Below are 20,760 nucleotides of genomic sequence, written 5' to 3'. Positions count from 1 at the left end.
GACCGTTGCAAAACCGAACCGCCTGTGATTCGGCAAAACAAAATTTGCTTTTCCCGCGGTTTCCTTTGGCATACAACTTGCTGATTTGTCCGGTGAGTTACAACTCTTTGAGAACGAGCAAGAACATTAATAAAACCAAATTTATTCGGCTTATGAAAACATTTCGACTTTTAATTGTGGCTCTGCTGGTTGCAGGTTCCGCGTCGGCGCAGCGTTACGAGCGCAAGGCCATGCGCGGCGAGTATTCGCCCACGGTCTACCTGATCTCGGTGCAGGAGGTGGACACCATCTACAACTACGGGCCTTATGCGATGCAGCAGGCGGCGGCGCTCAACCGCATGGCCATGGACAACGCCACGCAGGACTACATCGAGACCCATCGTCCGGGCTTCCAGCAGGTCGAGAAACCGCAGTTCGTCTTCGCCACGAAGAACAACCGCTTCTCCTTCTCGCTGGGCGGTTTCGTCAGCCTCCGTGCCGGGTATGACTTCGACGGCATCGTCGACAACATCGACTTCGTGACCTACGACATCCCCGTTCACGGCAATTACGATACCAAGCAGAAGCTGATGATGGACGCTTCGACCTCGCGCCTGTTCATGAAGGCCATCACCAACACCCGTGCGCTGGGCCGCGTGGTCGTATTCATGGACGCCGACTTCCGCGGAGGCGCCGAGGGCAGCTACACGCCCCGCCTGCGTTCGGCCTACGTGTCATTCCTGGGCTTTACGCTGGGCCGCGACGTGACGACGTTCTGCGACCTTTCGGCAGCCCCGACGACCATCGACTTCCAGGGTCCCAACGCCTATAACTTCAACTTCGCCACGATGATCCGCTACGAATACGCCTTCGCCGACAACCACCTCAAATTCGGCGTTGCGGCCGAGATGCCCTCGGTCAGCGGCACGTACAACGACAACTTCGCGACGCTGAAACAACGCGTTCCCGACTTCCCGGCCTACTTCCAGTATGCGTGGGGCGCCAACCGCGACAGCCACATCCGGGCTTCGGGCGTCGTGCGCAACATGTATCTCCACAACCTCCGCACGGGCAACAACACCTCGCTGCTGGGCTGGGGCGTGCAGTTCAGCGGCACGATCAAGGTGGCGCAGCCCCTGCGGCTCTTCATGAACGGCGTCTACGGCCAGGGCATCACCCCGTATATCCAGGACCTGACCGGCTCGGGACTCGACTTCACCCCCAATCCGGAGAATGCCGACCAGATCCAGACCATGCCCATGTGGGGATGGCAGGCCGCGGCACAGATCAACCTGACCCGGCGTCTGTTCATCTCGGGCGGCTATTCGACCGTCCGCGTGCAGCGCAGCCACGGTTTCTACTCCGACGACCAGTACAAGCAGGGCCAGTATATCTTCGGCAACATTTTCTATTCGATCACCCCGCGCTGCAAGGTGGCCGGCGAGTACCTCTACGGTTCGCGCAAGGACATGAACAATGACAAGGGGCACGCCAACCGCGTGAACGTGATGCTGCAATACAGTTTCTGACGATACCGTATATTAAATAGTATTGAGTATTTTCGGGCGGTTTCTTCGGGAACCGCCTTTTTTCGCGGCAACCGCGGGGTGTAGCTACCTTTTGGTGCAAAGGCACTAAACGCAGTCTCCGACAGCTGGGTTTCTTTGTACTTTTGATGTCAAAAGTACCAAAACCATCCGCATGTCGCTTTCGCGGGAACGTCGCTCGGCTGCGCTAAAACGGGCGCCTTCGCGGGTTTGCGAGCAAACCGGCCCCGTTTTTCAACGCTCCGCCTTCGCGCCGTTCTTTTTCCGCTGCAAGCGATAATGCGGCGGTTTAAAACCGCTTCCAGGGGCGATGGACGGATTCTGTGTTTCCGATCCGGTTGTTGCGTCTCTTCTCACGCCGCCACAGGCGGCGAAAGATCCCGGCTCGATGCCGGAGCCGTCAAACGAAGGCCCGGCTAAAAGTGGCAAGAAACGGGGCAGGGGCGCGTGCGCCCCCGCGAATAGGCGCCCGTTTCGAACGTTAGACGGGACGAAGCAGGCGGAGGCATCTGTCGGAGAGTTTTTGGTACTTTTTGCGGCCAAAAAGTACAAAGTACCCCGCGGGCGCAGACCGCAATTCGGCCTTTTGCCGCCGGCTTCCGCAAACAAAGCCGTTCCGCCAAAATAAATGGCCCGACTGTTGCACGGAACGTTTTTTTTGCTACCTTTGTCTTGACGATTCGCCTGCGTGCGGATTGTTTGCTTTGCTTCACGTGAAAACGACTAACTTTCAAATGTCGAGGCGAAGGTGCAAGGATGCTCCGCGAGTTGTCGGCCCACGGCCCGGCAACGAGGGGTTCTGACTTGCTTATTATCGAAACTGCGCGTTACGGGCGTGGGTTCCTTGTATCTGTATTCGGCATGGGTTTTAGTCGACCTTCACGTGAGTATGGGTATCTTGGGGCCTGCGCCTTTCTTTTTCGAAAGCGCCGGCCCGGCCATACGGACCGGCGGCTGAACGTTGCGTCACTGCTTTCTGATTCTTCATGGAGTATGTAACCGCCGGTCCTTTTTTACCTTCCGGGGGCGGCGGCGCGGAATGCCCGACCAATCTAAAATAAGCTCAACCGCAGCGATTAGGCCCCGCCCCCGGTTTTTTCTCCGCTCCCCGGCGGCAGCGCATCTCCGGTGTCGTGACGACGCTTTCAGGAGGTCGGGAGGTTTTGCCGAATCGCATGCGGTTCGGTTTTGCAACGGTCCGACTTTTTCGTATCTTTGTCATCGGACCAATCGACAACGTATGGGAGAAACGAACCACGCGATAGCCCGCTGGCTGGCCGAAGCCGGATGGAGCGAAACGTATATCAATCTGGCAGTCAAGGCAATCATCATCCTGGGCATACTCGTCGTCGCCTATGCGGCGGCGGTCCTGTTCCGGCGTCTGGTCGTTCCGCTCCTGCAAAAAATCAGCGCCCGGACGAAAGCCGCGTGGGACGACCACCTTTTCAGCGACAAGGTGATGCACCGCGCGGCGCGCCTGATCCCGCCCCTGATCTGGTATGTCCTGCTCCGGGTGGCGTTCTACGATGCGCCCGTTCTGCTGAACGTGCTGCACAAGGCCTGTCTGATCTACCTGATCGTCGCCGCCCTGCAACTCGTCTCGGCGTTCCTCGATACGCTCTACGACATCTCCAGCCGCCACGAAACGCTGCGCAACCGTCCGCTGAAAGGCGTTTACCAGATGATCAAGCTGCTGGCGGTCTGCATCGGGGCGATCCTCGTCGTCAGCATCCTCATCGGGCAGGACGCCACGGCCGTACTCGCGGGACTGGGCGCTTCGGCGGCCATCATCATGCTGATTTTCAGGGACAGCATCCTGGGACTGGTCGCCGGCGTGCAGCTCTCGGCCAACGACATGCTGCGTCCCGGAGACTGGATCACGATGGCCAAGTACGGCGCCGACGGCTATGTGACGGAGGTGACGCTGACGACGGTCAAGGTGCAGAACTTCGACAAGACCATCACCACCATCCCGCCCTATGCGCTGGTCAGCGACTCGTTCCAGAACTGGCGCGGCATGTGGGACAGCGGCGGACGGCGCATCAAGCGGTCGCTGCTGATCGACGCCAGTTCGGTGCGCAACTGCACGGCCGGGGAGCTGGCCGCGCTCCGCGAAAAAGGACTGGCCGGGGCGGCGGCCGCGGAACCCGTCGTCAACCTCTATGCCCTGCGGGAGTACGCCGCACGTTACCTGAAGGGCCACCCGGGCATCCACCCCGACCTGATGCAGATGGTCCGAATGCTCCAGCCCACCCCGGAAGGCATCCCGGTCGAGGTCTACTGCTTCACCCGGGAGACCGACTGGGTGGCCTACGAGGCCGTGCAGGGGGCTGTTTTCGACCACCTGTTCGCCGTCCTTCCCGACTTCGGCCTGCGGGCCTACCAACGCTCCTCCGACCGCGAGCCTCAATCCTCCGAATCCTGATCTTAACAGATAGCAACGATGGAATTTTTAGCGCAATACAACCTTACCGGAATCGTCATCGGCATCGCCACCTTCCTGATCATCGGCATCTTTCACCCGATGGTCACCAAGGGCGAATACTATTTCGGGGTGAAAATCTGGTGGCTGTTCCTCGTGATGGGAATCGCCGCCGTCGCCGGCTCGATCGCCGTGCGGCACATCCTCTGGTCGACCTTGCTGGCCGTGTGGGGCGCCTCGTCGCTGTGGTCGATCGGCGAGCTGTTCGAACAGCGCGAGCGCGTGGCCAAAGGCTGGTTCCCGAAAAACCCCAAGCGGAAATAGCATGCGCGTACGCCGGATATGTCTGCTGACGGCACTGACCTTCGCCGCCGTGTGCTGCACGCCCGCGGGAGGCCCTGCGCCCGTCACGCCCCCGCTGCCCGCCGGCTGGTCGGGACCGGGACCCGTGCCGCCGCCCCGGCGGATGCGGTTGTTTTTCGGCGGCGACGTGATGCAGCACATGCCGCAGGTCAACGCCGTGCGCCGCGGCGACGGGTTCGACTACGAACCCGTTTTCCGGGCGCTCGCGCCCCGCATCAGGGCTGCCGACCTGGCCGTGGTGAACCTCGAAACCACTCTCACGCGCCGCAGCCGCTATACGGGTTACCCGCTTTTCCGGTCGCCCGCGGCGCTGGCCGACGCCCTGCGCGACGCAGGCGTGGATGTCGCCGTGCTGGCCAACAACCATTGCTGCGACAACGGCGCCGAAGGCATCCGCACGAGCGTCGAAGAGCTGGACCGCTGCGGGATACGCCACACGGGCGTGTTTGCGGACAGCGCTGATTACAAGAAGAATAACCCGCTTTACCTCACGCATTGCGGCATACGGCTGGCGATCGTCAATTACACCTACGGGACCAACGGCATGCCCGTTCCCGAGGGCACGGTGGTGAACCTGATCGACACGGTGCGCATGGCCGCTGATCTGGCGGCGGCACGCGCCTCGGGGGTCGATTTCATCGTCGCGTGCGTCCATTGGGGCGACGAATACCAGCGGCGCGAGAACGCCGCGCAGCGGAGTTTGGCCGCGTTTTTGCGCCGTCACGGAACCGATGTGGTGGTCGGGAGCCATCCGCACGTGATTCAGCCCTGGGTGGCCGATTCGTCGCACGTGGTGCTCTACTCGCTGGGCAACCTCGTCTCGGGCCAGCGCCGCCGCTACACCGACGGCGGTCTGGCGGCCACGGTGGAGGCCGTCCGGCATCCCGAGGGGCGGATGACCTATCGGCTCGAAACGACGCCCGTGTGGGTCAGTGTGCCGGGCTACCGCATCCTGACGCCCGAGGCCGCCGACACGATGACGCTGCCCGCGGCCTACGGGATTTTCCGCGCCGACCTCGACGCGCTGCCGGGAAACGGCTTATAGGTAAACCGAATGGCTCCATAGGAAGAAACGATGGCTTTTTTTTGGAGATTGTTTCCGGAAATCGTTATCTTTGTAACAGTAAGAATGCACACACATTAAACAATACGACATTATGGAAAAGAGCATCAAAGGTACGCGTACCGAACAGAATCTGCTGAAGGCATTCGCCGGCGAGAGCCAGGCCCGCAGCCGCTACGTATTTTTCGCCAGCAAGGCCAAGAAGGAGGGTTACGAACAGATCGCAGGCGTTTTCGCCGAGACCGCGGAGCAGGAGAAGGAGCACGCCGAGCGTTTCTTCAAGTTCCTCGAGGGCGGCGACGTGGAGATCACGGCCAGCTACCCCACCGGACCCATCGGCACGACGGCCGAGAACCTGCTGGCTGCCGCCAAGGGCGAGAACGAGGAGTGGGACGTGCTGTACCGCGAATTCGGCAAGGTCGCCGAGGAGGAGGGATTCACGGAGATCGCCACGGCGTTCAAGATGATCGCGACGGTGGAGGCCGAGCACGAACGCCGCTACCTGAAGCTGTTGAGCCGCCTCACGGACGGCAACTTCTTCAAGCGCGACGGCAAGATCTGGTGGCAGTGCCGCAACTGCGGCTTCGTCATCGAGGCCGAGCAGGCTCCGCTGCTGTGCCCCGCCTGCAAGCATCCCCAGGCCTATTTCGAGCCGAAGAAGGAGAACTATTAGTCCGCCTTGCGGCCCGCATACGAGTCCCGTCTCTTCGGAGACGGGGCTTTTTTATTTCCGCTGCATGTGCGGACGTGCAAATATTCGGCCCCCGGAGACTTAAAATTCCGGATTTTCTCCGTATCTTTGCAAGAATCCTTATTTCGGACAATTCAAACACAAGATATGGCAGACGAAAAAATCATCTTTTCGATGGTCGGCGTAAGCAAGACCTTCACCAACCAGAAACGGGTGCTCAACAACATCTACCTCTCCTTTTTCTACGGCGCGAAAATCGGCATCATCGGCCTGAACGGCTCGGGAAAGTCGACCCTGATGAAGATCATCGCCGGAATCGACAAGAACTTCGACGGCGAAGTGGTCTTCTCGCCGGGCTATACGGTGGGTTATCTCGAACAGGAACCCAGGCTCGACGACTCGAAGACGGTCCGCGAGGTCGTCGAGGAGGGCTGCGCGACGACCGTGGCGTTGCTGAAGGAGTACGAGGAGATCAACCAAAAGCTGTGCGAGCCGATGGACGACGACACGATGGCCAGGCTGATCGAGCGTCAGGGCGAGCTGTACGAGAAGATCGACCAGTGCAACGGCTGGGAGCTGGACAGCGTGCTGGAGCGCGCGATGGACGCCCTGCGGTGTCCCGATCCCGACGAGCCGGTGAAACACCTTTCGGGCGGTGAGCGCCGCCGCGTGGCCCTGTGCCGCCTGCTGTTGCAGCAGCCCGACGTGCTGCTGCTCGACGAGCCTACGAACCACCTCGACGCCGAGTCGATCGACTGGCTCGAACAGCATCTCCAGCAATACAAGGGTACGGTGATCGCCGTGACCCACGACCGTTATTTTCTGGACAACGTCGCCGGGTGGATTCTCGAACTCGACCGCGGCGAGGGCATTCCGTGGAAGGGCAACTACTCGGGCTGGCTCGACCAGAAGACCACGCGCATGGCCATGGAGGAGAAGCAGGAGTCGAAGCGCCGCAAGACCCTCGAACGCGAGCTGGAGTGGGTGCGCATGTCGCCCTCGGGCCGCCACGCCAAGTCGAAGGCCCGTCTGTCGGCCTACGACAAGATGATGAACGAGGATACGAAACAGAAAGAGGAGAAGCTCGAAATCTTCATCCCCAACGGTCCGCGTCTGGGCGACGTGGTGATCGAGGCGCACGAGGTCTCGAAAGCCTTCGGCGACCGCGTGCTGTACGAGGGGCTGGATTTCTCGCTGCCCCCTGCGGGCATCGTGGGCGTGATCGGCGCGAACGGCACGGGCAAGACCACCCTCTTCCGCATGATCATGGGCCTCGAAACTCCGACGAGCGGCTCGTTCCGCGTGGGTCCCACGGTGAAACTGGCCTACGTGGACCAGCAGCACAAGTCGATCGACCCCGAAAAGACGGTCTTCGAGGTGATCTCGGGCGGTCTGGACCTGATGACGCTGGGCAACCGGCAGGTCAACGCCCGCGCCTATGTCGCCCGTTTCAACTTCTCGGGCGCCGATCAGGAGAAGAAATGCGGCATGCTCTCGGGCGGCGAGCGCAACCGCCTGCACCTGGCCCTCGCCCTGAAGGAGGAGGGCAACGTGCTGCTGCTGGACGAACCGACCAACGACATCGACGTCAACACGCTGCGGGCGCTGGAGGAAGGTCTCGAAAATTTCGCCGGATGCGCCGTGGTCATTTCGCACGACCGCTGGTTCCTCGACCGTATCGCCACGCACATCCTCTCGTTCGAGGGCGACTCGAAGGTGGTCTTCTACGAAGGCTCCTACTCGGAGTACGAGGCGTGGAAGAAGGCGCAGGGCGGCGACACGCAGCCCCACCGGGTGAGGTACAAAAAACTGATCGCGGATTAGTTTTTTGTATCAATTGAAAATTAAGAATAAAAAATTAAAATTTGTTTTTGCCATGCAGAAACCTTCGATTCCCAAGGGCACGCGCGACTTCTCCCCCGTGGAGATGATGCGCCGCCAGTATATTTTCGACACGATCCGCCGGGTGTTCCGCGCCTACGGGTTCGCGCCGCTCGAAACTCCCTCGATGGAGAACCTCTCGACCCTGCTGGGCAAGTACGGCGACGAGGGCGACAAGCTCCTGTTCAAGATTCTCAATTCGGGCGACTACGCCGCCGGACTGTCGGACGAGGAGGTTCGCAGCGCGTCGAAAATCTGTGAAAAAGGACTTCGTTACGACCTTACGGTGCCTTTCGCGCGTTACGTCGTGCAGCACCAGGGCGAACTGACGTTTCCCTTCAAACGCTACCAGATTCAGCCCGTGTGGCGCGCCGACCGGCCGCAGAAAGGCCGCTATCGCGAATTCTACCAGTGCGATGTCGACGTGATCGGCACGCGCTCGCTGCTGTGCGAGGTCGAATTGGTCGAGATCGTCGAACGGGTGTTCAAGGCCCTCGGCATCCGCGTGGCGCTGAAGATGAACAACCGCAAGATCCTGTTCGGCATCGCCGAAGCCATCGGCCATGCCGACAAGATGATGGACATCACCATCGCCATCGACAAGCTGGAAAAGATCGGACTGGACAACGTGAAGGCCGAACTGATGGAGCGCGGCCTGGATCGGGAGGCGGTCGACAAACTTCAACCGATACTTGAGTTGAGCGGCGACAATATACAGAAGCTCAACCAGCTGAAAGAGGGGCTCGCTGTTTCGGAGACGGGCATGAAGGGCATCGAGGAGATGGAGACCGTATTCGGCTATGTCGGGCGGCTGGGCATCGACCTCACGGTGGAGCTGGACCTCTCGCTGGCACGCGGTTTGAACTACTACACCGGTGCGATCTTCGAGGTCAAGGCCCTCGATTTCGCCATCGGCTCGATCTGCGGCGGCGGCCGTTACGACGACTTGACGGGAATTTTCGGCATGCCCAATATGTCGGGCGTAGGCATTTCGTTCGGTGCGGACCGCATTTACGACGTGATGACGGGACTTTCGCTCTTCCCCGAGGAGGTCAACAGTTCGACCCGCGTGCTGTTCGTGAACCTCGGGGCCGAGGAGGAGGCCGCCGTGCTGCCGCTGCTGCGGCAGCTGCGCGGACGCGGCATCGCCGCCGAAATCTACCCCGAGGCAGGGAAGATGAAGAAACAGATGGAATACGCCAACCGCCGCGGCATCCCCTGCGTGGTGATCGTGGGGTCGCAGGAGCTGGAGACCGGGGCCGCAACCGTCAAGGACATGCGCACGGGCGAACAGAGGCAGGTGGCGTTCGCCGAATTGGCCGAGGCTGTCTGCTGACGGGAATTTTCCGCTCGCCCCGCGACCCCGCCGTCTTGCCGCCGGGCGATACGAAAACCGGCACGCTGCCGGATTGAAACTGTTTATTTAAAGATTGTTACGCCATGCGCCGATTATTCGTCATACTCGCTACCCTCTCCGTCCTGCCCCTCGCGGCGCAGAACGAGGACGATGCGCGCCAGTTCCAGAAACTCGCGCAGGTTTTCCGTTATCTTTCGGGTCTTTACGTCGACGAGGTGGAGATGAAACCCGTCGTCGAGGGCGCCATCACGGGCATGCTCGAAGAGCTGGACCCCCACTCGGCCTACATCGGCGCCGAGGAGATGAAGGGCGTGCAGGAGAGTTTCGACGGGGAATTCAGCGGCATCGGCGTGGAGTTCAACGTCCTGCGCGACACGGTGATCGTGGTGAACACCATCGCCGGGGGACCAGCCGAACGGGTCGGCGTCAGGGCCAACGACCGCATCGTGCGCATTGATACGCTCGACGCCGTGGGGATGAGCCGCACGGACGTGCCCAAACACCTGCGGGGCAAGACCGGCACGAAGGTCGGAATCGACGTCGTGCGCCACGGCACGCCCGGACGGCTTCATTTCGTGATCGTCCGCGACAAAATCCCCCTGAACACCGTCGACGCCTCCTATCTGGCCGGCGACGGCATCGGCTACATCAAGGTCAACCGCTTCGGCCGCACCACGATGGAGGAATTCACCGAGGCCTACCGCAAGCTGGGACGGCCCGAAGGGCTGATCCTCGACCTGCGGGGCAACGGCGGCGGCCTGCTGGAGCAGGCGATCAGGATGGCGGGATTCTTCCTGCCGCGCGGCGCGGTGATCGTCTCGACCGAGGGGCGCGCCGTTCCGGCGTCGTCGTTCCGCGCCCAGACCAACGGCGAGGACCTCAAGGGACGTCTCGTGGTGCTGATCGACGAATCGTCGGCTTCGGCTTCGGAGATCGTCGCAGGGGCCGTGCAGGACTGGGACCGCGGCGTGGTCGTAGGCCGCCCGAGCTTCGGCAAGGGTCTCGTGCAGCGGCAGATCGGGCTTTCGGACGGTTCGGCCGTGCGCATCACCGTGGCCCGTTATCACACCCCTTCGGGCCGCGTCATCCAGCGTCCCTACGAGAAGGGGAAGCGCCGCGAGTACTACCTCGACCACCTGCGCCGTTATGACGATGCCGCGCGCGACTCGCTCGACGCGGCGGCCCCGGCCTACCGCACGCTCCGCACCGGACGCACGGTCTACGGCGGCGGAGGCATCCGTCCCGACATCCTCGTCGAGGCCGACACGGCGGGTTTCTCGAACTACTACGGCGAACTGATCCGCCGCGGCATCGTGGCCGATTTCGTGGGCGACTGGCTCGACGGTTCGCGCGACAGCCTCTCGCGCCGCTACGCCTCGTTCGAAGCCTTCGACGCCGGGTATACCCCCTCGGACGAGGTTCTCGAAAGACTCACGGCGCTCGGTGAAAGCCGCGGCGTGAAGTTCGACGCCGAAGGGTTCGCCGTCTCCGAACCCCTCGTGCGCATGCAACTCAAAGCCCTTGCGGCGCAGCGGCTGTTCGGCACGGGAGCCTATTTCCAGGTCATCAACCCCGCCGCAAGCCCCGCCTACGCCCGGGCCGTGGCGATTCTCGAAGACTGGGACAAGTCGGGCCAGCCGGTTCTGGAACCGTAAAAATAGCCCTGCAAGTTTTTGGAAATTCGCTTTTTTCTGCGTATATTCGTAAGTACGAGCGCGCACTGAAAAGTTGAAACCAACCCAAAAACGAAGCCCATGTTACCCCCAACCCATTTCCGTCGCGAAGGCGAGGATTACGGAGACCAGATTCTTTCCAAGGCCGTAAAAGCGGGCCGGCGAACCTATTTCTTCGATGTCCGGGCCACGCGCGGCGACGACTATTTCCTGACCATTACCGAGAGCCGCAAAATCACGGCTCCCGACGGCACGTCGAGTTACGACCGCCACAAGATATTCCTCTACAAGGAGGATTTTTCGAAATTCGCCGACGGGCTGAACGAGGTCGTCGAGTTCATCCGCCGCAGCAAGGCGTGCCCCGAGCCGGTGGAATAGCCGTCCGGTCGTCCCGAAACCGCTTCGGAATCGGCTGCCGGGCCGGTTCCGAAGCAAAATGCGCCGGGATTCCGGCAGCAGCTCCCGGGAACGGGAGAACGTCCGGCAGCGGTTGTCCGGGGCGAATGCGTGCTCTGCCCGGAGAGCCATTTCGAAAGGAGCGCCTCCGGGAAGCGGCAGGCGCTTTTTCGTACGGGAATCTTCCCGGAACTACCGCCGGGAACGGGAAAACGTCCGGCAAAGCCGTCCGGGGCGAATGTGCGCCCTGTGCAGCGCGGCATTCCGAAAGGAACGGTGCCGACTGCGGGAAATCCCTCCGCGGAGAACGCAGGCAGGTGCGAAAAAACGGCAGGTTTCCGAAAAATTGATGAAAACTTAATTTTCGCAGCGCGGGCTTTCGCCTTTTATCCCCTATCTTTGACGCCGCAGAAGATACTCCGCCCTGACAAAATCGCAAACAAGTTTGCTTTTGTATTCGGCTTATTCGTATCTTTACGCTTAAAACCAAAAAACGCAAACAGACCATGAATTTTTCCCGGTACATCGTACTTGCGCTCAAAGGGTGCGCCATGGGTATGGCCGACGTCGTTCCCGGCGTCTCGGGCGGTACGATCGCTTTCATTTCGGGTATCTACGAAGAACTGCTCGACTCGATCCGCAGCGTCAACGCCACGGCGCTCAAACTGCTGCTGAAACTCCGCCTCGGCGAGTTCTGGCGCCATATCAACGGCAACTTCCTGCTGCCCGTGCTGCTGGGCATCGCCATAGCGATCTTCTCGCTGGCACGGCTGATGACCTATCTGCTGACCTACCACCCCATCGCCATCTGGTCGTTCTTCTTCGGGCTGATCGTCGCCTCGGCGCTGCTCGTCGCCCGGCAGATCGGACGCTGGGACTGGCGGACCGTCCTGGCGTTCGTCGTCGGGGCCGCCGCGGCCTGGTGGATCACCGTCGCCACGCCCGCCGAAACCCCCAACGACTGGTGGTTCGTGATGCTTTCGGGTGCCATCGCCATCTGCGCCATGATTCTGCCCGGCATCTCCGGAGCCTTCATCCTGCTGCTGTTGGGCAAATACCAGTACATCATGCAGGCTGTCGGCGACCTGAACATTCCCGTCATCGTGATCTTCGTCGTCGGAGCCGCGGCGGGCATCATCTCCTTCTCGCACCTGCTGTCGTGGCTGCTCAAACACTGGCACGACGTCACGGTCTCGGTGCTGATGGGCTTCATGGTCGGCTCGCTCAACAAGGTCTGGCCGTGGAAGGAGACCGTCGAGACCTACCTCGACAGCCACGGCGTCGAGCAGCCGCTCGTCCAGCATAACGTCGCCCCCGGGGCCTTCGAGCAGCTCACCGGCCAGCCGTCGCAACTCCTCGAAGCCGTCGCACTCTGCGCCGTGGGGTTTCTGGCCATCTACGGCATCGAACTGCTGGCGCGCCTCATCGTCAAAAAAGAGGAGAAGTAACCCATGCGACGCTTCGGACTGATCGGCCGCCCGCTGGGGCATTCGGCGTCGGCCGCCTACTTCACGGAAAAGTTTAATAAGGAGGGGGTAAATGACTGTGAATACTCGCTTTACGAACTCGGGTCGATCGGAGAGCTGCCCGGCCTGCTGGAGCGTCTCCCGGATCTTTGCGGGCTGAACGTCACGATTCCCTACAAGCGCGACGTAATGGCCTTCCTGGATTCGGTGTCGCCTGAAGCCGAGGCCATCGGGGCCGTCAACTGCATCCGCCGCACGGCGGACGGACGTCTCGCAGGCTACAACACCGATGTCATCGGCCTCCGGGCCGCGCTGGACGAACTGCTGGGTGCGGACCAGCCCGAACAGGCCCTCGTGCTCGGCACGGGAGGCGCTTCGCAGGCCGTGCAGTACGCCCTTGCAGAACGCGACATCCCCTTCGCGCTGGTGTCGCGCGAAGCGGCGAAAGGCAACTACACCTACGACAACCTCCCTTGCGAGGTTGTGGAAGCCAGCCGCCTGATCGTCAATGCATCGCCCGTGGGGACCTACCCCAACGTCGACGCCGCGCCGCGCATCCCCTACGGCTATGTGACGCCGGACCACTACCTGCTCGATCTGGTGTACAACCCGCCGCTGACGCAGTTTCTCGACTACGGCCGCCAGCGCGGGGCGCATATCCTGAACGGGCGGACGATGTTCGTGGAGCAGGCCGAAGCCTCGTGGCGCATCTGGAACGCTTAAAGCAAACCTTCAGGTAAATCTTATAATACCATGAAAAACTGTTTCTTGTCAATATCGGCCATTCTGTTTGCCGGAATGGGATCGCTCTTCGCGCAGTCGGAGGTGACGCCTCCCGCATTCAACGGTGCGGTGATCAAGGTCTTCATGACGCGCATGGCCGCCACGGTCGAAAAAATCGCCGTCGAACGGCAGATTCCGGCCGACTCGATCTCCCCGGTCGTGGGCATCGCCCTGCAGATCGACAAGACGGGAAACGTCGCGGAGTGGCGTTACATGGACAATACGCAGGAGGGCCGCGACCATGCGGAGTTCGCCCCGGCGACGGCGGCCACCCGCCGGGCGATGGAGGAGGCCTATGCCCGTCTGGGCGGAACGTGGAGTCCCGCGACGCTGGCCGACGGAAGTACGGTCTCCTACACCTCGCGGATGACGATCCGCATCCCGGTCGAGAAGATCCGGAGGGCGCAGGACGCCGATCCGCTGCTGTTTATGGGGGAAATCCCCGGTGAAAATTTTCATAATTGGGCCAAGATGCGCGTCCGCTACGACGGGCGTTTCACGGAGAAGGGCGTGGAGGGACTGGTGCACGTGCGGTTCTACATCGAGCCGGACGGGCGCATCACCATCGGCGAGGTCGTGCAGTCGCCCGACGAACGGCTGACCAAAGAGGTGCTCCGCGCCATCCGCAGCAGCAAGGGCAAATGGACGCCCCGCAAGGTGCGCGGCGTGCCCCAGCGGACGGCCTACGACTACCGGGTCAACTACCACAACAACTGAACGAAAAGCTCCGCCGTGCAGCGGAGCTTTTTCACAGGGTCCTTTTATCGGTGGCGGAGCATCGCCTTCGCCTTTTCGTAGTCCTCTTCGCGGACGACAACCTGGGCGGGCATGGTCCCTATCGGATAGATGGCCGACATGTATTCGTTGCGGATCGTCGACCAGATACCGGCGCTGTCGAGCATCGACTTGGCGATTTCGGCCTCTGTGATGGTGTTGTACTCCGCCAGTACAACCAACGTGTCGTCTTGCATAATTTTTCGGTTTTTGGTTCGGTATTTAAAGTTAAGCATTTTGTCGGTAAAATGCAATAGCCCTGCCATGAATTCTTCAATAAAAACCGTTATCTTCGTCCGGAGCCGGGGAAGGAACGCACCCCGGCAAAACAAGTCGTCCGGCATTTGATTATCCTCCCGATTTATATTATCTTTGTCGTAGCAAAATTTTGACGCAATGCCCCAATTCGTACACCTTCACGTACATACGCAATATTCGATCCTCGACGGACAGGCCAGCATCCAGCGGCTCGTGGACAAAGCCATGGCCGACGGCCAGCCCGGCATCGCCGTGACGGACCACGGCGACATGTTCGGTATCAAGGAGTTCTACAACTACGTCCAGAAAGTCAAGGGCAAATGCAAGGACAAGGCCGCCGAGGCGGAGGCTCGCATCGCCGCCCTGCGCGACGGCACGGAGACCTGTGCCGATCCCGCCTCGGAGATCGCCCAATGCGAAAAACAACTCGAGGAGTGCCGCCGCAAGCTGGCCTTCAAGCCCATCATCGGCTGCGAGGTCTACGTGGCGCGCCGCCGGCTCCACGACAAGGAGGGCAAGCCCGACCAGAGCGGCTACCACCTGATCCTGCTGGCCAAGAACCTCAAGGGATACCACAACCTCATCAAGATCGTCTCGAAGGCGTGGACCGAAGGTTTCTACATGCGTCCGCGAACGGACCGTGCGGAGATCGAAAAATACCACGAGGGGCTGATCTGCTGTTCGGCCTGTCTGGCGGGCGAAGTGCCGCGCGCCATCACGGCCAACGACCTCGAAAAGGCCGAGGAGTCGATCCGATGGCACAAGAAGGTCTTCGGCGACGACTATTACCTCGAATTGCAGCTCCACAAGGCCACCGTCGAGCGGGCCAACCACGAGGCCTACCCCATGCAGCTGCACGTGAACAAGTACCTGCGCCAGCTGGCGGCGAAGCACAACGTCAGAATGGTCTGCACCAACGACGTGCACTTCGTGGACGAGGACAACGCCGAGGCGCACGACCGGCTGATCTGCCTCTCGACGGGCAAGGATCTCGACGATCCCAAGCGCATGCTCTACTCCAAGCAGGAGTGGCTCAAGACGACGGCCGAGATGGCTGCGATCTTCGGCCAGACCGACCCCGAGGCGATGTCGGCGACCGTCGACATCTGCAACCAGGTCGAGTGCTATTCGATCGACCATGCGCCGATCATGCCTAACTTCGAGATTCCCGAGGAGTTCGGAACCGAGGCCGAATACCGCGCCCGGCTCACGGAAAAGGACCTTTTCGACGAATTCACGCGCGACGAGAACGGCAACGTGGTGATGTCGGAGGAGGAGGGACTCAAAAAGATTCAGAAACTGGGAGGTTACGACAAACTCTACCGCATCAAGTTCGAGGCCGACTACCTGGCCAAGCTGACGATGGACGGCGCGCACAGGCGCTACGGCGAGCAGCTGACCGAGGAGCAGGAGGAACGGCTGAAATTCGAGCTGCACATCATGAAGACGATGGGTTTCCCGGGCTACTTCCTGATCGTGCAGGACTTCATACGCGCCGCGCGCGAGGAGCTGGACGTGTCGGTGGGTCCGGGCCGCGGATCGGCCGCCGGATCGGCCGTGGCCTACTGCCTCGGCATCACGCAGATCGACCCCATCGCCTACGACCTGCTGTTCGAGCGTTTCCTGAACCCCGACCGTATTTCGCTCCCCGATATCGACGTCGACTTCGACGACGACGGCCGCGGAAGGGTCCTGAACTGGGTGACGCAGAAATACGGCAAGGAGAAGGTGGCCCACATCATCACCTACGGCACGATGGCCACCAAACTGGCCATCAAGGACGTGGCGCGCGTGCAGAAACTGATGCTCTCGGAGTCGGACCGCCTCTGCAAACTCGTGCCGGACAAGATTCCCGACAAGAAGCTCAACCTGCAGAACGCCATCGACTACGTCCCCGAACTGAAAGCCGCCGAACAGTCGGACAACCCGATTCTGCGCGATACGATCCGTTACGCCAAGATGCTCGAAGGAAACGTCCGCAACACGGGCGTGCACGCCTGCGGCACGATCATCTGCCGCGACGACATCACGGACTGGGTCCCCGTCTCGACGGCCGACGACAAGGAGACCGGCGAGAAGATGCTCGTCACGCAGTACGAGGGTTCGGTGATCGAGGACACGGGACTGATCAAGATGGACTTCCTGGGGCTGAAGACCCTTTCGATCATCAAGGACGCCGTGGAGAACATCCGCCTGACCAAGGGCGTGAAGATCGACATCGACGACTTCACGATCATCAACGACCCCGCGACCTACCGCCTCTACGGCGAGGGCCGCACCGTCGGGACGTTCCAGTTCGAGTCCGCGGGCATGCAGAAGTACCTGCGCGAGCTGCAACCCTCGACCTTCGAGGACCTGATCGCGATGAACGCCCTCTACCGGCCCGGCCCGATGGACTACATCCCGGACTTCATCGCCCGCAAGCACGGCCGCAGCCCCATCGAGTACGACATCCCCGTGATGGAGAAGTACCTCAAGGACACCTACGGCATCACGGTCTACCAGGAGCAGGTCATGTTGCTGTCGCGTCTTCTGGCCAACTTCACCCGCGGCGAGTCGGACACGCTCCGCAAGGCCATGGGCAAGAAACTCAAGGACAAGCTGGACCACCTGAAACCCAAGTTCATCGAGGGCGGCAGGAAGAACGGACACGATCCGAAGGTGCTCGAAAAGATCTGGGGCGACTGGGAGAAATTCGCCTCCTACGCGTTCAACAAGTCGCACGCCACGTGCTACTCGTGGGTGGCTTACCAGACGGCCTACCTCAAGGCCAACTACCCTTCGGAGTACATGGCTGCCGTGTTGAGCCGAAACCTCACGAACATCGAGCAGCTGACGCTCTACATGAACGAGTGCAAACGCATGGGCATCAGCGTCATGGGACCCGACATCAACGAGTCGATGCGGACTTTCTCGTCCAACGCCGCCGGGGACGTGCGCTTCGGCCTCGCGGCGGTGAAGGGCGTCGGTGCGGCGGCCGTGGAGAGCATCATCGCCGAACGCAAGGCCAACGGGCCTTTCAAGGACATATACGACTTCGTCGAGCGCGTGAACTACTCGCTCGTCAACCGCAAATGCCTCGAAAACCTGGCTTACGCCGGGGCGTTCGACTCGATCTCGGATTTCGCACGCTGCAAGTATTTCGGCGTCGACCTGCGCGATTCGAGCGGCATCACCTTCATCGAGCAGCTGATGCGCTACGGGCAGCGGTTCCAGACCGAGCAGAACAACGCCCAGCAAAGCCTGTTCGGCGGCGGTGAGCACGTGGACATCCAGCGCCCGGTGCTTCCGGCCTGCGCCGACTGGAGCCAGTTGGAAAAACTCACGAAGGAGCGCGAAATGGTGGGCCTTTACCTCTCGGCGCACCCGCTCGACGACTACAAAATCATCATCGACCACATGTGCAAGACCCAGCTTTCGGAGCTGGAGAACCTCGACCCCCTCAAGGGGCAGGAGATCGCCGTGGCGGGCATGGTCGTCGGCGTGCAGAACCTGATGACCAAGACCGGCAAGCCGTGGGGCAAGTTCAAGCTCGAAGACTACAACGGAGGCCACGAGTTCGCCCTTTTCGGCAAGGACTACGAGAACTTCCGCAAATACCTTTTCCCGGACTATTTCCTCTTCGTCCGGGGCCGCGTGCAGGCCAAGCCCTACAACGACAAGGAGCTGGAATTCAAGATCATTTCGATGGTCCAGTTGCAGGAGATGCGCGACACGATCAAGGAGATGATCGTGCAGCTGCCGATCGAGGAGGTGACCGAAGCGCTCATCCGCGATCTGACGGAGAAGGTCAAGGAGTCGAAGGGCGACACGCTGCTGCGCCTGAACGTCTACGACCGCGGAGCTCAGGTCTCGCTGCGCCTCTTCTCGAAGAGCCACAAGGTGAGCCTCACGCAATCCCTGGTCGGATATTTGGATGACAACAGCATCCACTACTCAATCGCGTAACCGACATTCATCAATAATCCATAAAAACAACAGAACAATGGCATTGGCAATCAACAAAGACAATTTCGAAGCGCTGGTCGCAGGCGACCAGCCGGTAGTCATCGACTTCTGGGCCGAGTGGTGCGGTCCCTGCCGCACGATGTCGCCTATCGTGGACGAGCTGGCCGCCGAATACGACGGTAAAGTGGTCATCGGCAAGTGCGACGTCGAGGAGAACGACGACATCACGATGAAGTACGGCGTGCGGAACATCCCGACGATCATCTTCCTCAAGGGCGGCGAACTGGTCGACAAGCAGGTCGGCGCATGCCCGAAGGACGCCCTGAAGGCCAAAATCGAGAAACTTCTCTGATGCTGCGCACCATCGACTTCCACAGTCTGAAAGGCGTGGAGTTTTCCAAGGGGGACTATACCGCAGTTCTGATTCCGGAGATGGGGGCCAACCTCGTGCGGCTGGCCAACACCCGGCTGGGCGCGGAGATCCTGCGTACGCCCGGGCCCGGGGAGATCGGGACGTTCCGGAGCCGCCCGCAGGTCTTCGGGCTTCCGATCCTGTTCCCGCCCAACCGCATCGCCGACGGCCGCTACACGTTCGAAGGCCGCACGTACCGGTACCCCATCACCATCGAGAAGGAGCGGAACTACCACCACGGCGTTCTCAAGAGCGAGGCGTTCATGGTGTCGAAGGCACGCGAGACGGACGAGGAGGTGATGATCGAGTGCCGTTACTACGCCAATGCGGGGAACGACGCCGTTTACCGCGATTTCCCGCACGAGTTCAAGTGCAAGATCACCTACTGGCTCACGGCCGAAGGGTTGGAGCAGGAGGTGATGTTCTCCAACCGCAGCAAGGCGCGTATGCCCCTGGGCGTGGGGTTTCACACCCCGCTGACGATTCCCTTCGCGGGCGGGACCGACACCGACTACGTGATGCGCCTCGCCGTCGGGGAAGAGGTCGAACTCGACGGACGCAACCTCCCGACGGGACGCAGACTGCCGCTGTCGGCGCAATTTTCCAAATTGCGCCGCGAAGGACTCCGGGTCACCGGGTGCGAGCCGATCGAGGCGGGCTTCACGCTGCGCGAGATCGACGTGGACGGCAAACCGTTCCGCGGCGCGCTGGTCGAGAACCTGCGCACGGGTGTGAGGACCTTCTACGAGGCCGACGAGCAGACGACCTACTGGACGCTGTGGAACAACGGCGGACAAGTGCCCTACTGCTGTCCCGAGCCGCAGACGTGGACCACGAACGCCCCCAACGCCGCCGATCCCGCGGCCGAAGGGTTCCGCTCGATCTACCCCGGCGAATCGTGGCGCATGACCTTCCGGCTCTACGCGAAATAGATGCCGCAGGGGCGACAGGAAAGGGGATCGGTAACCGATCCCCTTTCTGTTTCAGAATGTCTCGTGGAAGACCGTCGCGGAGAGCGGCTTGCGCAGCGTGTCGTGACGTTCGGGATCGGCCGGAATGCCGTCGCCGTAGCCGACGAGCAGGATGTTCACGGGTTCGACGTTCGCCGGCAGGGCGAACTCCTCGCGCACGGCTTCGGGTTTGAACATGCAGATCCACAGCGTGTCGAGGCCCAGCGACGCGGCGGCCAGCATCATGTGGTCGGTGACGATCGTAGCGTCGATGTCCGAAATATGCTTGTCGTCGTACTTGCGGGTCCACGCCTCGGAGGTGTCGGCGCAGACGATGACAGCCGTCGGGGCGCCGAAATCGCGCGTGCACCGCGCAAGGCGTTCCATGCCCTCCTTCGACTGCACGACCACCAGCCGCTGGGGCTGGCGGTTGGCGCCCGTGGGGGCTACGCGGCCCGCTTCGAGGACCAGGTCCAGTTTCTCCGGCTCCACTTGCCTGGGGAGGTATTTGCGGCAGGCGTACCGCTTCTTCGCCAGTTTCAGAAAATCCATTTGCACAGGTTTTAATTATATAAAGGTACGAAAAAGCCGGGCGATTCCAACCCCCGATTCATGCGGTTCCCTAAACCTCCCGACCGGTAAAAGGGTCGTTACGACCCCAAAGGTATAAAAAAGCACGCTGTTATACAACGGAACGTCCTGTTTTGGCAGGTCCGGCTGACAGAATGGCAGAAAAAAAGTACTGGCACACCGTTTGTTGAAGTGAAGGGCAGGAAATCAAATGAAACAACAAAGAT

Annotated in this window: 17 protein-coding genes; 15 read left to right on the top strand and 2 right to left on the bottom strand. The window is 61.1% G+C overall.

The annotated features are described in order from the left end of the window. Nucleotides 1-152 precede the first annotated feature (152 nt). From ACGHP5_RS15160 to ACGHP5_RS15105, 12 genes are all read left to right on the top strand, one after another. Nucleotides 153-1,508: a DcaP family trimeric outer membrane transporter gene (locus ACGHP5_RS15160; protein ID WP_290531863.1), complete on the top strand. Its 1,356-nt coding sequence runs from the start codon at nt 153-155 to the stop codon at nt 1,506-1,508. A 1,258-nt stretch (nt 1,509-2,766) separates the two neighbouring features. Beyond that, nucleotides 2,767-3,951: a mechanosensitive ion channel family protein gene (locus ACGHP5_RS15155; protein ID WP_295905063.1), complete on the top strand. Its 1,185-nt coding sequence runs from the start codon at nt 2,767-2,769 to the stop codon at nt 3,949-3,951. A gap of 18 nt (nt 3,952-3,969) precedes the next feature. Next, nucleotides 3,970-4,272, top strand: a complete 303-nt coding sequence (locus ACGHP5_RS15150; protein ID WP_015546110.1) for a DUF4491 family protein — start codon at nt 3,970-3,972, stop codon at nt 4,270-4,272. A gap of 1 nt (nt 4,273) precedes the next feature. Beyond that, the gene (locus tag ACGHP5_RS15145) at nt 4,274-5,356 is read left to right on the top strand and encodes a CapA family protein (RefSeq protein WP_390567532.1); all 1,083 of its coding nucleotides are present in this window, start codon (nt 4,274-4,276) and stop codon (nt 5,354-5,356) included. Nucleotides 5,357-5,468: 112 nt separating this feature from the next. After that, nucleotides 5,469-6,047 carry a rubrerythrin gene (gene rbr, locus ACGHP5_RS15140; RefSeq protein WP_015546108.1) on the top strand — a complete coding sequence of 193 codons (579 nt, stop codon included), beginning with the start codon at nt 5,469-5,471 and terminating at the stop codon, nt 6,045-6,047. Nucleotides 6,048-6,212: 165 nt separating this feature from the next. Further along, nucleotides 6,213-7,889, top strand: a complete 1,677-nt coding sequence (gene ettA, locus ACGHP5_RS15135) for an energy-dependent translational throttle protein EttA (RefSeq protein ID WP_147620042.1) — start codon at nt 6,213-6,215, stop codon at nt 7,887-7,889. A 52-nt stretch (nt 7,890-7,941) separates the two neighbouring features. Next, nucleotides 7,942-9,282: a histidine--tRNA ligase gene (hisS, locus tag ACGHP5_RS15130; RefSeq protein WP_390567529.1), complete on the top strand. Its 1,341-nt coding sequence runs from the start codon at nt 7,942-7,944 to the stop codon at nt 9,280-9,282. Between the two features lie 104 nt (nt 9,283-9,386). Next, nucleotides 9,387-10,958: a S41 family peptidase gene (locus ACGHP5_RS15125; RefSeq protein ID WP_390567527.1), complete on the top strand. Its 1,572-nt coding sequence runs from the start codon at nt 9,387-9,389 to the stop codon at nt 10,956-10,958. Nucleotides 10,959-11,057: 99 nt separating this feature from the next. Beyond that, the gene (locus ACGHP5_RS15120) at nt 11,058-11,354 is read left to right on the top strand and encodes a DUF3276 family protein (protein WP_290533784.1); all 297 of its coding nucleotides are present in this window, start codon (nt 11,058-11,060) and stop codon (nt 11,352-11,354) included. A 524-nt stretch (nt 11,355-11,878) separates the two neighbouring features. Then, a complete protein-coding gene (locus ACGHP5_RS15115) occupies nt 11,879-12,820 on the top strand; it encodes a DUF368 domain-containing protein (protein ID WP_290533785.1) in 942 nt (313 codons plus the stop codon). Nucleotides 12,821-12,823: 3 nt separating this feature from the next. Next, nucleotides 12,824-13,561 carry a shikimate dehydrogenase gene (gene aroE, locus ACGHP5_RS15110; RefSeq protein ID WP_337757594.1) on the top strand — a complete coding sequence of 246 codons (738 nt, stop codon included), beginning with the start codon at nt 12,824-12,826 and terminating at the stop codon, nt 13,559-13,561. A 30-nt stretch (nt 13,562-13,591) separates the two neighbouring features. After that, nucleotides 13,592-14,338, top strand: a complete 747-nt coding sequence (locus tag ACGHP5_RS15105; protein WP_390567524.1) for an energy transducer TonB — start codon at nt 13,592-13,594, stop codon at nt 14,336-14,338. 44 nt (nt 14,339-14,382) lie between these two features. Here ACGHP5_RS15105 and ACGHP5_RS15100 read toward each other — a convergent pair whose 3' ends face one another. Then, nucleotides 14,383-14,592 carry a DUF2007 domain-containing protein gene (locus tag ACGHP5_RS15100; RefSeq protein WP_290533788.1) on the bottom strand — a complete coding sequence of 70 codons (210 nt, stop codon included), beginning with the start codon at nt 14,590-14,592 and terminating at the stop codon, nt 14,383-14,385. Nucleotides 14,593-14,791: 199 nt separating this feature from the next. Between ACGHP5_RS15100 and dnaE the strand changes: the two genes are divergently transcribed. The 3 genes from dnaE to ACGHP5_RS15085 are packed head-to-tail and all read left to right on the top strand — an operon-like array spanning nt 14,792 to nt 19,945. After that, on the top strand, nt 14,792-18,601 hold the full coding sequence (dnaE, locus tag ACGHP5_RS15095) for a DNA polymerase III subunit alpha (RefSeq protein ID WP_390567522.1): 3,810 nt from the start codon (nt 14,792-14,794) through the stop codon (nt 18,599-18,601). Between the two features lie 37 nt (nt 18,602-18,638). After that, a complete protein-coding gene (gene trxA, locus ACGHP5_RS15090; protein ID WP_290533790.1) occupies nt 18,639-18,953 on the top strand; it encodes a thioredoxin in 315 nt (104 codons plus the stop codon). Next, nucleotides 18,953-19,945 (top strand): aldose 1-epimerase, encoded by a 993-nt coding sequence (locus tag ACGHP5_RS15085; RefSeq protein ID WP_390567519.1) that lies wholly within the window; start codon nt 18,953-18,955, stop codon nt 19,943-19,945. Before trxA ends, ACGHP5_RS15085 begins: the two co-directional genes overlap by 1 nt. 51 nt (nt 19,946-19,996) lie before the next feature. On the opposite strand, the gene ACGHP5_RS15080 is transcribed toward ACGHP5_RS15085, so the two are convergent. Then, the gene (locus tag ACGHP5_RS15080) at nt 19,997-20,515 is read right to left on the bottom strand and encodes a nitroreductase family protein (RefSeq protein ID WP_290533792.1); all 519 of its coding nucleotides are present in this window, start codon (nt 20,513-20,515) and stop codon (nt 19,997-19,999) included. Nucleotides 20,516-20,760 lie beyond the last annotated feature (245 nt).

Origin of the sequence: Alistipes sp. i18-0019-D1 (genome assembly GCF_042852885.1) — a bacterium.
Taxonomy (GTDB): Bacteria; Bacteroidota; Bacteroidia; order Bacteroidales; family Rikenellaceae; genus Alistipes.
The sequence above is the reverse complement of the archived record's forward strand: the minus strand, read 5'-3'. Positions and strand labels throughout refer to the sequence as shown.